This window comes from Streptomyces sp. NPDC087845 (assembly GCF_044742755.1).
Taxonomy (GTDB): Bacteria; Actinomycetota; Actinomycetes; order Streptomycetales; family Streptomycetaceae; genus Streptomyces.
The window spans coordinates 292,725-305,729 of record NZ_JBIUVC010000003.1; the positions used below are offsets into that span (position 1 = coordinate 292,725).

The 13,005-nt window shown below is 70.9% G+C and carries 14 protein-coding genes; 12 read left to right on the forward strand and 2 right to left on the reverse strand.

From position 1 onward, the window contains the following. Window positions 1-34: 34 nt before the first annotated feature. The 10 genes from ACIOMQ_RS10495 (at window position 35) to ACIOMQ_RS10540 (ending at window position 9,272) form a co-directional block, all read left to right on the forward strand. Complete coding sequence (locus ACIOMQ_RS10495) at window positions 35-1,732, forward strand: nitrite/sulfite reductase (protein ID WP_362197794.1); 1,698 nt, start codon at window positions 35-37, stop codon at window positions 1,730-1,732. Beyond that, window positions 1,729-1,908 (forward strand): hypothetical protein, encoded by a 180-nt coding sequence (locus ACIOMQ_RS10500; protein WP_402188584.1) that lies wholly within the window; start codon window positions 1,729-1,731, stop codon window positions 1,906-1,908. Before ACIOMQ_RS10495 ends, ACIOMQ_RS10500 begins: the two co-directional genes overlap by 4 nt. Continuing rightward, complete coding sequence (locus ACIOMQ_RS10505; protein WP_401263685.1) at window positions 1,905-2,618, forward strand: phosphoadenylyl-sulfate reductase; 714 nt, start codon at window positions 1,905-1,907, stop codon at window positions 2,616-2,618. Before ACIOMQ_RS10500 ends, ACIOMQ_RS10505 begins: the two co-directional genes overlap by 4 nt. A gap of 23 nt (window positions 2,619-2,641) precedes the next feature. Next, window positions 2,642-3,187: an adenylyl-sulfate kinase gene (gene cysC, locus ACIOMQ_RS10510; protein ID WP_389798693.1), complete on the forward strand. Its 546-nt coding sequence runs from the start codon at window positions 2,642-2,644 to the stop codon at window positions 3,185-3,187. Beyond that, window positions 3,184-4,119: a sulfate adenylyltransferase subunit CysD gene (gene cysD, locus ACIOMQ_RS10515; RefSeq protein WP_362197806.1), complete on the forward strand. Its 936-nt coding sequence runs from the start codon at window positions 3,184-3,186 to the stop codon at window positions 4,117-4,119. Before cysC ends, cysD begins: the two co-directional genes overlap by 4 nt. Window position 4,120: 1 nt before the next feature. Then, window positions 4,121-5,464, forward strand: a complete 1,344-nt coding sequence (locus ACIOMQ_RS10520; RefSeq protein WP_402188587.1) for a sulfate adenylyltransferase subunit 1 — start codon at window positions 4,121-4,123, stop codon at window positions 5,462-5,464. 243 nt (window positions 5,465-5,707) lie between these two features. Next, window positions 5,708-6,823, forward strand: a complete 1,116-nt coding sequence (locus ACIOMQ_RS10525; protein ID WP_402188590.1) for an aliphatic sulfonate ABC transporter substrate-binding protein — start codon at window positions 5,708-5,710, stop codon at window positions 6,821-6,823. 34 nt (window positions 6,824-6,857) lie between these two features. Continuing rightward, window positions 6,858-7,646 (forward strand): ABC transporter ATP-binding protein, encoded by a 789-nt coding sequence (locus ACIOMQ_RS10530; protein ID WP_362197815.1) that lies wholly within the window; start codon window positions 6,858-6,860, stop codon window positions 7,644-7,646. Continuing rightward, a complete protein-coding gene (locus tag ACIOMQ_RS10535; protein WP_362197818.1) occupies window positions 7,633-8,511 on the forward strand; it encodes an ABC transporter permease in 879 nt (292 codons plus the stop codon). The genes ACIOMQ_RS10530 and ACIOMQ_RS10535 overlap by 14 nt, the downstream gene beginning before the upstream one ends. A gap of 8 nt (window positions 8,512-8,519) precedes the next feature. Next, window positions 8,520-9,272, forward strand: a complete 753-nt coding sequence (locus ACIOMQ_RS10540; protein ID WP_402188592.1) for a sirohydrochlorin chelatase — start codon at window positions 8,520-8,522, stop codon at window positions 9,270-9,272. Between the two features lie 43 nt (window positions 9,273-9,315). Here the strand turns inward: ACIOMQ_RS10540 and ACIOMQ_RS10545 are convergent, their stop codons facing one another. Both ACIOMQ_RS10545 and ACIOMQ_RS10550 read right to left on the reverse strand, forming a co-directional pair. Beyond that, window positions 9,316-9,897 carry a TIGR03086 family metal-binding protein gene (locus ACIOMQ_RS10545; RefSeq protein ID WP_402188594.1) on the reverse strand — a complete coding sequence of 194 codons (582 nt, stop codon included), beginning with the start codon at window positions 9,895-9,897 and terminating at the stop codon, window positions 9,316-9,318. A 68-nt stretch (window positions 9,898-9,965) separates the two neighbouring features. Continuing rightward, the gene (locus ACIOMQ_RS10550) at window positions 9,966-10,970 is read right to left on the reverse strand and encodes a ketopantoate reductase family protein (RefSeq protein WP_401755734.1); all 1,005 of its coding nucleotides are present in this window, start codon (window positions 10,968-10,970) and stop codon (window positions 9,966-9,968) included. A 275-nt stretch (window positions 10,971-11,245) separates the two neighbouring features. Between ACIOMQ_RS10550 and ACIOMQ_RS10555 the strand changes: the two genes are divergently transcribed. Both ACIOMQ_RS10555 and ACIOMQ_RS10560 read left to right on the forward strand, forming a co-directional pair. Next, complete coding sequence (locus tag ACIOMQ_RS10555) at window positions 11,246-12,115, forward strand: aldo/keto reductase (protein ID WP_362197830.1); 870 nt, start codon at window positions 11,246-11,248, stop codon at window positions 12,113-12,115. A 36-nt stretch (window positions 12,116-12,151) separates the two neighbouring features. Beyond that, entirely contained in the window at window positions 12,152-13,000 is an 849-nt protein-coding gene (locus ACIOMQ_RS10560; protein ID WP_362198075.1) for an ATP-binding cassette domain-containing protein, read from the forward strand. The last annotated feature ends 5 nt before the right edge of the window (window positions 13,001-13,005 follow it).

A 13,005-nucleotide genomic window follows, 5' to 3' on the forward strand; every position in this document is an offset into this window, starting at 1 on the left:
GCCGCCCTCCTGCAGTCCCGAAGGACGTACTGTCATGGCCGCTACCCCGGAACAGCCTGCGACCACCACGCCCCGCCGCAAGGCCGGACGCCACCGTGGCGAAGGCCAGTGGGCCGTGGGGCACCACACTCCGCTCAACGGCAATGAGCAGTTCAAGAAGGACGATGACGGTCTCAATGTGCGGACACGCATTGAGACGATCTACGCCAAGCGCGGTTTCGACTCGATCGACCCCAACGACCTTCGCGGACGCATGCGTTGGTGGGGTCTGTACACCCAGCGCAAGCCCGGCATCGACGGCGGCAAGACCGCGGTCCTGGAGCCGGAGGAGCTGGACGACAAGTACTTCATGCTGCGCGTCCGCATCGACGGCGGCCGGCTGACCACCACGCAGCTGCGGGTCATCGGCGAGATCTCGCAGGAGTACGCACGCGGCACCGCGGACATCACCGACCGGCAGAACATCCAGCTGCACTGGATCCGCATCGAGGACGTCCCGGCGATCTGGGAGAAGCTGGAGGCCGTCGGGCTCTCCACCACCGAGGCCTGCGGTGACTGCCCCCGTGTGATCATCGGCTCCCCCGTGGCGGGTATCGCCGCCGACGAGATCATCGACGGCACCCCCGCAGTCGACGAGATCCACGACCGCTACATCGGCAACAAGGAATTCTCCAACCTGCCGCGCAAGTTCAAGACCGCGATCTCCGGCTCGCCGGTGCAGGACGTGGTGCACGAGATCAACGACATCGCGTTCGTCGGCGTGGTCCACCCCGAGCACGGTCCGGGCTTCGACGTCTGGGTCGGAGGCGGTCTCTCCACCAACCCGCGGCTCGCCGAGCGGCTGGGTGCCTGGGTGCCGCTCGACGAGGTCCCGGACGTCTGGGCCGGGGTCGTCGGCATCTTCCGCGACTACGGGTACCGGCGGCTGCGCACCCGCGCCCGTCTGAAGTTCCTGATGGCCGACTGGGGTCCCGCGAAGTTCCGCCAGGTCCTGGAGGACGAGTACCTGAAGCGCCCGCTGGTCGACGGGCCCGCACCCGAGCAGCCCAGCAGCCGCTGGCGCGACCACGTGGGTGTGCACCAGCAGCAGGACGGCCGTTTCTACGTCGGTTTCGCACCCAGGGTCGGCCGCGTGGACGGCTCCACACTCGCCAAGATCGCCGACCTGGCCGCCGCACACGGCTCGGACCGGCTGCGCACCACCGTCGAGCAGAAGATGCTCATCCTCGACGTGGCGCAGGACCGGGTGGACTCCTTGGTCGCCGGGTTGGAGGCGCTCGGCTTCCAGGTGAATCCGTCGCCCTTCCGGCGCGGCACCATGGCCTGCACCGGCATCGAGTTCTGCAAGCTGGCGATCGTCGAGACGAAGGCACGCGGCGCCGCGCTCATCGACGAACTGGAGCGCCGCCTGCCGGACTTCGACGAGCCGCTCACCATCAACATCAACGGCTGCCCCAACGCCTGCGCCCGCATCCAGACCGCCGACATCGGCCTCAAGGGCCAGCTCGTCCTCGACGCCGACGGCAACCAGGTCGAGGGCTATCAGGTGCACCTGGGCGGCGCCCTGGGCCTGGAGGCCGGGTTCGGCCGCAAGGTCCGCGGCCTGAAGGTCACTTCGGCCGAACTGCCCGACTACGTGGAGCGGGTCCTGAGCCGCTTCCAGGAGGAGCGCGAGGACGGCGAGCGGTTCGCGGCCTGGGCGGCGCGGGCCGGTGCGGAGTCGCTGTCATGAGCGAACGCGCCGCACCGTTCTACTGCCCCTACTGCGGCGACGAGGACCTGCGCCCGCACGAGAGCGGCCACGGCGCCTGGGAATGCGCTTCCTGCAACCGCGCGTTCCGGCTCGGGTTCCTGGGCCTGCTGACCCGGGGACTGCAGCGCAACGACGGTGAAAGGGACGGGACATGACGGGCACTCTGCGGGGGGAACCCACGGCGGAGGAGCTTGAGCGGCTGGCCGTGCGGGCGGGCCGGGAGCTGGCGGACGCCTCCGCGCCGGACATCCTGCGGTGGGCGGCCGACACCTTCGGCAGCAGGTTCTGCGTCACCTCGTCCATGGAGGACGCGGTCGTCGCCCACCTCGCCTCGCGCGTCCTTCCCGGCGTCGACGTGGTCTTCCTCGACACCGGCTACCACTTCCCCGAGACGATCGGCACCCGTGACGCGGTCGAAGCCGTGATGGACGTCCATGTCATCACGCTCACCCCGCGCCAGACCGTGGCCGAGCAGGACGCCGCGTACGGGCCGAAGCTGCACGACCGCGACCCCGACCTGTGCTGCAGGCTGCGGAAGGTCGAGCCCCTTGAGGAGGGGCTGACTTCGTACCTGGCCTGGGCGACCGGGCTGCGCCGCGACGAGTCCCCCACCCGGGCGAACACCCCGGTCGTCGGCTGGGACGAGAAGCGGCACAAGATCAAGGTCTCGCCGATCGCCTTCTGGACCCAGGACGACGTCGACGCGTACGTTGCGGAGCACGGCGTCCTCACCAACCCGCTGCTGATGGACGGCTACACCTCGGTGGGCTGCGCGCCCTGCACCCGCCGGGTGCTGGAGGGCGAGGAGGCACGGGCCGGGCGCTGGGCCGGCCGCGGCAAGACCGAGTGTGGGCTGCACAACTGATGACGACTGATCAGGAGACTTCGATGAGCGTGACGGAGACGGGCGCCACCATCTGGCTGACCGGTCTGCCGAGCGCGGGCAAGACCACCCTCGCGTACGAACTCGCCGGGCGGCTGCGCGGCGAGGGCCACCGTGTGGAGGTGCTCGACGGCGACGAGATCCGGGAGTTCCTCTCCGCCGGTCTCGGCTTCTCCCGCGAGGACCGCCACACCAACGTCCAGCGGATCGGCTTCGTCGCCGAGCTGCTGGCGGCGAACGGCGTGAAGGTGCTGGTCCCGGTCATCGCCCCGTACGCGGACAGCCGGGACGCGGTCCGCAAGCGGCACCAGACCGAGGGGACCGCGTATCTGGAAGTGCATGTCGCGACCCCGGTCGAAGTGTGCTCCGAACGCGATGTGAAGGGGCTCTACGCCAAGCAGGCGGCCGGCGAGATCAGCGGGCTCACCGGGGTCGACGACCCGTACGAGGCACCCGAGTCGCCGGATCTGCGGATCGAGTCGCACCGGCAGACCGTGCAGGAGTCCGCGGCGGAGCTGTACGCGCTGCTGAGCGAGAGGGGTGCGGCATGACGACCGTCGCGACCGTGTCGGAAGGCACCGGCAATCCGTACGCACTCAGCCACCTGGACTCCCTGGAGTCCGAGGCCGTGCACATATTCCGGGAGGTGGCGGGCGAGTTCGAGCGGCCGGTGATCCTGTTCTCCGGCGGCAAGGACTCGATCGTGATGCTGCATCTGGCGCTCAAGGCGTTCGCGCCGGCGCCGGTGCCGTTCGCGCTGCTGCACGTCGACACCGGGCACAACTTCCCCGAGGTGCTGGAGTACCGCGACCGCACGGTGGCCCGGCACGGGCTGCGGCTCCATGTCGCCTCCGTACAGGAGTACATCGACGCCGGGAAGCTCCGCGAGCGCCCGGACGGCACCCGCAACCCGCTGCAGACCGTGCCCCTGACCGAGGCTATCCAGGAGCACCGCTTCGACGCCGTGTTCGGCGGCGGACGCCGGGACGAGGAGAAGGCCCGCGCCAAGGAGCGGGTCTTCTCGCTGCGCGACGAGTTCTCCCAGTGGGACCCGCGCCGCCAGCGCCCCGAGCTGTGGCAGCTCTACAACGGCCGGCACGCCCCCGGCGAGCACGTCCGGGTCTTCCCGATCTCCAACTGGACCGAGCTGGACGTCTGGCAGTACATCGCCCGCGAGGGCATCGGACTCCCGGAGATCTACTTCGCCCATGAGCGCGAGGTCTTCAGCCGCTCCGGCATGTGGCTGACCGCGGGCGACTGGGGCGGTCCCAAGGAGGGCGAGCGGGTGGAGACCCGGCAGGTCCGCTACCGCACGGTCGGCGACATGTCGTGCACCGGCGCCGTCGACTCGGACGCGACGACGCTGGACGCCGTGATCACCGAGATCGCCGCCTCCCGGCTCACCGAGCGGGGCGCGACGCGTGCCGACGACAAGATGTCCGAGGCCGCGATGGAAGACCGCAAGCGCGAGGGGTACTTCTGACATGACCGCACCCACCCGGCACCCAGAGCAGTTGTCGACCACCACTCTGCTGCGGTTCGCCACCGCGGGCTCCGTCGACGACGGCAAATCCACCCTCGTGGGACGCCTTCTGCACGACTCCAAGTCGGTCCTCACCGACCAGCTGGAGGCCGTCGAGCACGCCTCGCGCAGCCGGGGCCAGGAGGCGCCCGACCTGGCGCTGCTGACCGACGGGCTGCGGGCCGAGCGCGAGCAGGGCATCACCATCGATGTCGCCTACCGCTACTTCGCCACGTCGCGCCGCCGGTTCATCCTGGCCGACACCCCGGGGCATGTGCAGTACACCCGGAACATGGTGACGGGCGCCTCGACGGCCGAGCTGGCCGTCGTCCTCGTCGACGCCCGCAACGGTGTCGTCGAGCAGACCCGCCGCCATGCCGCCGTCGCCGCGCTGCTGCGGGTGCCGCATGTGGTGCTGGCCATCAACAAGATGGACCTGGTCGACTACGCGGAGCCGGTGTTCGCCGCCATCGCCGAGGAGTTCACCGCGTACGCCGCGTCGCTCGGCGTCCCGGAGATCACCGCGATCCCGATCTCCGCACTGGCCGGTGACAATGTCGTGGAACCCTCCGCGCACATGGACTGGTACGGCGGTCCCACGGTCCTGGAACACCTGGAGACGGTGCCGGTCAGCCACGACCTCACCGGCTGCCACGCCCGCTTCCCCGTCCAGTACGTCATCCGGCCGCAGACCGCCGAGCACCCGGACTACCGGGGCTACGCGGGCCAGATCGCGGCCGGCGTGTTCCGCGTCGGCGAGGCCGTCACCGTGCTGCCCTCGGGCCGTACGTCGACGGTCTCCGCGATCGACGCGCTCGGCGAGAGCGTCGACATCGCGTGGGCGCCCCAGTCCGTGACGATCCGGCTGGCCGACGACATCGACATCTCGCGCGGCGACCTGATCGCACCGTCCGGCGACGCGCCCGCGGTCACCCAGGACGTCGAGGCGACCGTCTGCCACGTCGCCGACCAGCCGCTCACCGTCGGCCAGCGGGTGCTGCTCAAGCACACCACCCGCACCGTCAAGGCGATCGTCAAGGACATCCCCTCGCGCCTCACCCTGGACGATCTCTCCCCGCACCCGGCGCCGGGCACGCTCGTCGCCAACGACATCGGCCGGGTCGTCGTGCGCACCGCGGAGCCGCTCGCGCTCGACGCGTACGCGGACTCCCGGCGCACCGGCTCCTTCCTGCTGATCGACCCGGCGGACGGCACCACGCTGACGGCCGGCATGGCCGGTGCCTCGTTCGCCGCCGCGGCCGGGCCCGAGGCCGCCGCGGCCGACGACGCCGCATGGGACTTCTGATGACCACCGACATCTACTCCACGTTCGCGAAGGAGGGCGGCCGCGTCGGCAGCGGCGCCCTCGGCAGCGGCCAGGGCGGGGTCGCACGATGTGCGCGATGACGTACGCGCACCGCCTGCGCGCCCTCCCGCACCAACCGCACCGCCCGCTCAGCCAGTTCATACGAAGACCTGCCGACTTCCCGGCCGCGTCCCCGTAGTTCCGAAGGACGCGACAACCGGGCCAACGAGAGGAAAGCCTCCCGTGCCTGCCCCCCGTACCACGCTGCGCCGCGGCCTCGCCGCTGCCGCCGCCCTGCCGCTGCTCGCCGTCACCCTCACCGCCTGCGGCTACGGCTCCGAGGCGAAGAAGGACGACGCCGGGACGGCGAACGTCTCCGCCGACGGCAAGAAGCTGTCCGCCGACACCGTGAGGATCGGCTACTTCCCGAACCTCACGCACGCCACCGCTCTGGTCGGTGACCAGGAGGGCCTCTTCCAGAAGGAGCTCGGCGGCACCCGGCTGAAGACCTCGCAGTTCAACGCGGGACCGTCCGAGATCGAGGCGCTGAACGCCAACGCGATCGACATCGGCTTCATCGGGCCTTCGCCCTCCATCAACGGCTACACCAAATCCAAGGGACAGAACCTGCGGATCATCGGCGGCTCGGCCTCCGGCGGGGTGAAGCTGGTCGTCGACCCGAAGAAGATCAAGACCCTGGACGACCTCAAGGGCAAGAAGATCGCCACCCCGCAGCTCGGCAACACCCAGGACGTGGCGTTCCTCAACTGGATCTCCGAGAAGGGCTGGAAGGTCGACGCCCAGAGCGGCAAGGGCGATGTCTCCGTGGTCCGCACGGACAACAAGGTGACCCCGGACGCCTACAGGTCCGGCTCCATCGACGGCGCCTGGGTCCCCGAGCCCACCGCGTCCAAGCTGGTCGCCGAGGGAGCGAAGGAACTGCTCGACGAGTCGACGCTGTGGCCGGACAACAAGTTCGTGATCACGAACATCATCGTGTCGCAGAAGTTCCTCAAGGATCACCCGGACGTGGTCGAGGCGGTGCTGCGCGGCTCGGTGAAGACCAACGAGTGGATCAACGCCAACCCGGACGAGGCGAAGGCCTCCGCCAACGCGGCGCTGAAGAAGCTGACCGGCAAGGCGCTGCCGGCCGAGATCATCGACCCGGCGTGGAAGTCGATCCAGATCATCGACGACCCGCTGGCGGCCACGCTCGACGCGCAGGCCGAGCACGCGGTGAAGGCGGGTCTTCTGGAGAAGCCGGACCTCCAGGGCATCTACGACCTGAAGCCGCTGAACAAGATCCTCAAGGCCGCGGGCAGGCCCGAGGTGGCCGACGCCGGTCTCGGCGTCAAGTAAGCACCCGCTCGCAGACTCCCAGGAGGTGACGACCATGGCGACCACTCTCACCAAGGCCGAGGACCGTGTCTCGGTCGGGCACGCCGCTCGTATCGCGCAGGTCTCGAAGTCCTTCGGCGGGCCGACCGGGCAGCAACTCGTCCTGGACGACATCACGCTCGATGTCGCGCCGGGCGAGTTCGTCACCCTCCTGGGAGCCTCCGGCTGCGGAAAGTCGACGCTGCTCAACCTGGTGGCCGGACTCGACCGCCCGACCGCGGGGTCCATCGAGACCCCCGGCGGGCGGCCCGCCCTGATGTTCCAGGAGCACGCCCTGTTCCCGTGGCTGACCGCGGGCAAGAACATAGAACTCGCCCTGCGCCTGCGCGGCATGCCCAAGTCCGACCGCCGCACGGAGGCGGAGCGGCTGCTCGAACTCGTACGGCTGGGCGGGGCGTACGGGAAGCGGGTGCATGAGCTCTCGGGCGGTATGCGGCAGCGGGTGGCAATGGCCCGGGCCCTCGCCCAGGACAGCCAACTGCTGCTGATGGACGAGCCGTTCGCCGCTCTCGACGCCATCACCCGGGACGTGCTGCACGACGAGCTGACCCGGATCTGGCGCGAGACGAACGTCTCGGTCCTCTTCGTCACGCACAACGTGCGCGAGGCGGTACGGCTCGCCCAGCGCGTCGTCCTGCTGTCGTCCCGGCCCGGCCGGATCGCCCGCGAGTGGACCGTCGGCATCGAACAGCCGCGCCGCATCGAGGACACCGCGGTGGCGGAGCTGTCCCTTGAGATCACCGAACAACTGCGTGGGGAGATCCGCCGTCATGGCCAGCACTGACACCAAGCCCGACGATCTGGCCGGGCTGGAGGCCGGGCTCGACGCGCTGGACACCGTGCAGGTGCACCGCACCCCGGTGCGCGAGGTGCTGCTCCGCAAGGTGCTGCCGCCGCTCCTCGCGGTGGCCCTGGTGGTCGTCGTCTGGCAACTGCTCGTCGAGGCCCGGGTCACCGACGACTACAAGCTGCCCTCTCCGGCGGCGGTGTGGGACAGCGCGGCCGACATGTGGCTCCAGGGAACGCTCCTGGAGGTCGTCTGGACCAGCATCTCGCGCGGGCTGCTCGGCTTCCTCATGGCCGTGGCCATCGGTACGCCGCTGGGCCTGCTGGTCGCCCGGGTGAAGTTCGTACGCGCGGCGATCGGCCCGATCCTGTCCGGACTGCAGTCGCTGCCGTCGGTCGCCTGGGTGGCGCCCGCGGTGATCTGGCTCGGGCTGAACGACAGGATGATGTACGCGGTGATCCTGCTGGGCGCCGTCCCCTCGGTCGCCAACGGGCTGGTCTCCGGCATCGACCAGGTGCCGCCGCTGTTCCTCAGGGCGGGCCGCACGCTCGGCGCGACCGGGCTGCGCGGGACCTGGCACATCGTGCTGCCGGCCGCGCTGCCCGGCTATCTGGCCGGTCTCAAGCAGGGCTGGGCGTTCTCCTGGCGCTCGCTGATGGCCGCCGAGATCATCGCGTCCTCCCCGGACCTCGGGCTCGGGCTCGGCCAGTTGCTGGAGAACGGCCGCAACAACGCCGACATGCCCGGCATCTTCCTGGCCATCATCCTGATCCTGTTCGTCGGCATCGCGATCGATCTGCTGATCTTCAGTCCGCTGGAGCGGTGGGTACTACGCAGCCGCGGTCTCCTCGTCAAGAACTGAGCCACGCCATGTCCGCCCCGGTCCTCCTCCTCATCGCCCACGGCAGCCGCGATCCGCGGCACGCGGCGACCGTGCACGCGCTCACCGCACGGGTGCGGTCGCTGCGGCCGGGCCTGCGCGTGGAGACCGGCTTCCTGGACTTCAACGCGCCGTCGGTACCCAGGGTGCTGGAACGGCTGGCCGCGCAGGACGCGGGGGACGTCATCGCACTCCCCCTCCTCCTCACCCGGGCCTTCCACGCCAAGTCCGACATCCCGACGGTCCTGCATGAGGCCCGGACCAGACTGCACCGGCTGCGCATCCGGCAGGCCGAGGTGCTCGGGCCGTCACCGCTGCTGAACTCGGCGCTGGAGCGGCGGCTGTACGAAGCCGGGATCCGTCCCGGCGACCGGAGTTCGACCGGGCTCGTCCTGGCCTCGGCGGGCTCCACAGACCCGGAGGCGATCGCAGTGATCGCTGAAATCGCGCGGGAGCTGCGGTACACCGGTTGGTGTTCCGTGCGGCCTGCGTTCGCCTCCGCATCCCTCCCCCGGACCGAGGACGCGGTGCGGGCGCTGCGGGCCGAGGGGGTCCGGCGGGTGGCGGTGGCCCCTTATGTCATCGCGCCCGGCCGGCTCCCGGACCGTATCGCGGCAGGAGCGGCCGGCGCGGACGTGCTGGCCGATGTCCTGGGCGCCTCACCGGAGTTGGCGCGGTTGCTGCTGACCCGGTACGACGAGGCCCGCGTCCCGTTCGCCCGGCCGGCGCCGCTCAGCGCGTAGCCCGGCCCCGCTCACCCCACTTCCGGGCGGGGACGGGCCGCTCTCAGGCCCCGGTCCAGTGCGGGTCGCGTCCGCTGTGGGCCAGTGCCCGTTCGAACACGGACGCCGGTCCGGGCACCGTCACCTCGTCGGCGAAGCCGTCGTACTGCCGGTAGAGGGCGGCGTACCTGTCGACGACATCGAGGAGGTAGGCGGACGCGGCGTCGGAGAGCCGGAGCTCCTCACCGACGGCGCGGGCCACGTCCCAGGTGTGCAGGGCCGTCTCCTCGATGAGCATCGCGGCGGTCTCGGAGGCGGGGGTCGTGGAACCCCCGAGGTCGATCTCGCCCTCCCAGACCGCCGGGTCCGACCAGGCGGCGACGGCCCGGTCCAGTTGTGCCACGTACTGCTGCGCCCAGTCGGCGTCGGCGGTGAAGTCGCGGGTGGTGAGCTCCTCGGGGAGATCCTCGCGCAGGGCGCGGTGCTCCAGGCCGTGGGAGGTGTAGAGCACCCAGTGGTTGACGAGCCCGCGCAGGTCCCAGTCGCCGCAGGGCGTGGGCAGGTCGAGCTGTTCGAGGCTGATGGAGCGGGCGATCCGGGCCGCTTCGCCGGCGCATTCGGTCATGTGGGCGTGCTCGTTCTTCATGCGCTCCACGTTAGGACGGGCCACTGACAGCGGTCTTGAAGAAAAGCGACGCGGCCGGTCCGGTCGGTTCAGGAGATGCCGGCGTCGACGAGCGCGACGAGATCGGCCACGGCCATCGAGCCGGGCTCCCGGCCCTCGCGCGCGAACGTGTTCGCGGTGTGGCGGAGTACGTCGTTGACCGGTGTGGGTACGCCGTGGAGGCGGCCGAGCAGCACGATCTCGCCGTTGAGGAAGTCGGCCTCGATCGTGCCGGTGCCCCGGCTGAGGCTCTGCCAGGACGAGCCGCCGCCGTGCGGGGAACCGTCGAACGGTTCGAAGCGGATCCGGCCGGCCCGCGCCTCGGCCTGTTCCTCCTGACCGACGGGGTCGATCCCGGCGGCCGCGAGCACGGCTTGGCCCTCGGCCAGCGCCCGCTCGAACAGGGCGAGCGCGTCCTGTTCGGCGAGCGGGCCGGTGACGGCCTCGATCGCGTTGGCGAGGTTGGCGAGCAGCTTGCCGTACTTCCAGCGCATCACGTCCGGCACGACGGGCGCGAGCAGCTTCGACTTCTCCAGGTCGGCGGCGATCAGCCGGGCCGTCCCGTCGGTTCCGGTGGGGTAGCGGCCCAGGTGCAGGATGCCGGTCAGTGGCGTTCCGGCGGCCGAGACCTCGCCGGGTTCGACGAAGGTGGCGGGCAGCCAGACGCACATGCCGTACACCTGCCGGAAGCGGCGCAGCGCGAGGCGCTCGCTCTCCACCCCGTTCTGCGCGCAGACCAGGGGCAGCCGCTCGCCCGCCGTGGAGCCGCCCTCGACGGGCCGGACGCTCCAGGCGTCGAGCGCGGCGGCGGTGTCCTGCGTCTTCACGGCGAGCACCAGGACGTCGTCCGCGGTCAGGTCGAGCGCCTCGGGACGGTCGACGACGGGGAGCCGGTGGGTGCGCGGCCCGTCGGGTGTGACGAGCCGCAGCCCGCCGGTGCGCAGTGCCTCGTACTGGGCACCGCGGGCGACGAGCACGACGTCGTGGCCGGACTCGGCCAGCCGTCCCCCGATGGCGCCGCCGACGGCACCCGCCCCGACGATGATGTAACGCATCCCGACTCCCGTTCCGCGGCCGCACAGATCAGCACGCCGGTTCCCCGGCGGGCCGGCGGCACCTCAGCCTAAGGGCTGTCCCGTAATCCCTGGCGGGCGTGCGACGACGGCTACGGCACCTCGCGCGTTGCCGGAACGCCCGGATACATCCAGCATTGGGCGTCCCTCCGCCGTGCGATGCACCGCATCCGACGCCGCACGCCAATCCACCAGGGATTACGGGACAGCCCTTGGGGCCAGAGGCCGGGGCGCCGACGGGGACTAGTGTTTCTGTCATGTCTTCCACATCACAGCCGCTCGGCGAGGTGTTCCTGCTCGGTGGCGAGCTGCCCGTACGCCGTCTCGGTTACGGCACCGCCCAGCTGACCGGCCCCGGATACTGGGGCCCGCGCGGGGAGCGGCAGGATGCCGTGGCCGTGCTGCGGGCGGCCGTCGAACAGGGTGTCACGCTCGTCGACACCGCCGACAACTACGGTCCCGGTCTGGCCGAGGAACTGGTCGCCGGGGCCCTTCATCCGTACCGCGAGGACCTGGTGATCGCGACCAAGGGCGGTGTGGTGCGGACCAGCGACAGCGCCTGGCACATCGCCGGCCGTCCCGAGCAGCTGCGGGCGATGTGCGAGGCCAGTCTGCGGCGGCTGCGGACGGACCGGATCGATCTCTACCAGCTGCACCGGCTGGACCCGGAGGTGCCGATGGCCGACCAGCTGGGTGCTCTGGAGACGCTGAGGCAGGAGGGTAAGATCCGGTACATCGGTCTGGACACCCTCACCGCCGACCAGCTGGAGCAGGCTCTCTCCCTGACCGGGATCGCCTCGGTGCAGAACCGCTTCAATCTCCTCGACCGTTCGTCGGATGCGGTGTTGAAGCTGTGCGAGGCCCACGGCCTGGCTTTTCTGCCCTGGTTCCCGCTGGCGAACGGCGCCCTGACCGGCGAGGCAGCTGCGGCGCTCGCCGGTATCGCCGATCGGCACGGTGCCACCCGCGGGCAGATCGCCCTCGCCTGGCTGCTGCACCGCTCCCCCGTGCTGTGCCCGACGCCGGGCACCGGTTCGACCGCCCATCTCGCGGAGAACCTGGGGGCTCGGGAGATCCGGCTGTCCGCCGAGGACATGAGCCGCCTGGAGGCGCTCGCACCCGCATGAAGGAGTGCCCGCATGAAGGAGTACCCGCACGTGACCATGCCTGCCACCACCCCCGTTCCCGCCCCGGCCGGTGCCCCGCGTTCCCCGGCCGCCGTTCCGGTGATCCGGGCCGACGGCGTCTCGCTCGTACGGGACGGCAACGTCCTGCTCGACGCGGTCTCGCTGACCGTCCGCAGCGGTGAGCACTGGGCGCTGCTCGGTGCCAACGGAGCCGGGAAGAGCACGCTGCTGGGGCTGCTCGGCGCGGTCAACCACCCCACCCGGGGCACGGTCGAGGTGCTGGGGCGCACTCTCGGGCGGGTCGATCTCCGGGAGCTGCGGTCGCTGCTCGGGCATGTCAATCCGCGTCATCCGCTGCGTTCCCCGCTGTCGGTGCGCGAGGTGGTGCTGACCGGACTGACCAACTCGGTCGAACCGGTGCCGCGCTGGTCCGCGAGCGACGAGCAGCGGGCGCAGGCGGAGCGGCTGCTGAAGATGCTGGGCATGGGCGGCAAGACGGAATCCCGGTGGCCGGCGCTCTCGCAGGGCGAGCGGGGCCGTACCCTCATCGCCCGCGCCCTGATGCCGCGACCGCGGCTGCTGCTGCTCGACGAACCGGCCACGGGCCTCGACCTCGCCGCCCGTGAGCAGTTGCTCGACAGCCTGGACACGCTGCGCGAGGAGCATCCGGAGCTGGCGACGGTCCTGGTCACGCACCATCTGGAGGAGCTGCCCGCTTCGACCACGCACGCGATGCTGCTGCGGGGCGGCCGCTGCGTGGCATCGGGCCCGGCCGACGGGGTGCTGACCACCGACCGGGTCAGCGACTGCTTCGGACATCCGGTGCGGATCTCCCGTACGGACGGGCGGTGGACGGCGCGGGCGCAACGCGTCGCCCGTCGCTGAACGGG

Bases quoted from the DNA above. Each gene is read 5' to 3' on its own strand.
- ACIOMQ_RS10495 (WP_362197794.1), top strand. From the start codon at position 35: ATGGCCGCTACCCCGGAACAGCCTGCGACCACCACGCCCCGCCGCAAG.
- ACIOMQ_RS10500 (WP_402188584.1), top strand. From the start codon at position 1,729: ATGAGCGAACGCGCCGCACCGTTCTACTGCCCCTACTGCGGCGACGAG.
- cysC (WP_389798693.1), top strand. From the start codon at position 2,642: ATGAGCGTGACGGAGACGGGCGCCACCATCTGGCTGACCGGTCTGCCG.
- ACIOMQ_RS10530 (WP_362197815.1), top strand. From the start codon at position 6,858: ATGGCGACCACTCTCACCAAGGCCGAGGACCGTGTCTCGGTCGGGCAC.
- ACIOMQ_RS10505 (WP_401263685.1), top strand. From the start codon at position 1,905: ATGACGGGCACTCTGCGGGGGGAACCCACGGCGGAGGAGCTTGAGCGG.
- ACIOMQ_RS10550 (WP_401755734.1), bottom strand. From the start codon at position 10,970: ATGCGTTACATCATCGTCGGGGCGGGTGCCGTCGGCGGCGCCATCGGG.
- ACIOMQ_RS10555 (WP_362197830.1), top strand. From the start codon at position 11,246: ATGTCTTCCACATCACAGCCGCTCGGCGAGGTGTTCCTGCTCGGTGGC.
- ACIOMQ_RS10535 (WP_362197818.1), top strand. From the start codon at position 7,633: ATGGCCAGCACTGACACCAAGCCCGACGATCTGGCCGGGCTGGAGGCC.
- ACIOMQ_RS10520 (WP_402188587.1), top strand. From the start codon at position 4,121: ATGACCGCACCCACCCGGCACCCAGAGCAGTTGTCGACCACCACTCTG.
- ACIOMQ_RS10545 (WP_402188594.1), bottom strand. From the start codon at position 9,897: ATGAAGAACGAGCACGCCCACATGACCGAATGCGCCGGCGAAGCGGCC.
- ACIOMQ_RS10560 (WP_362198075.1), top strand. From the start codon at position 12,152: ATGCCTGCCACCACCCCCGTTCCCGCCCCGGCCGGTGCCCCGCGTTCC.
- ACIOMQ_RS10540 (WP_402188592.1), top strand. From the start codon at position 8,520: ATGTCCGCCCCGGTCCTCCTCCTCATCGCCCACGGCAGCCGCGATCCG.
- cysD (WP_362197806.1), top strand. From the start codon at position 3,184: ATGACGACCGTCGCGACCGTGTCGGAAGGCACCGGCAATCCGTACGCA.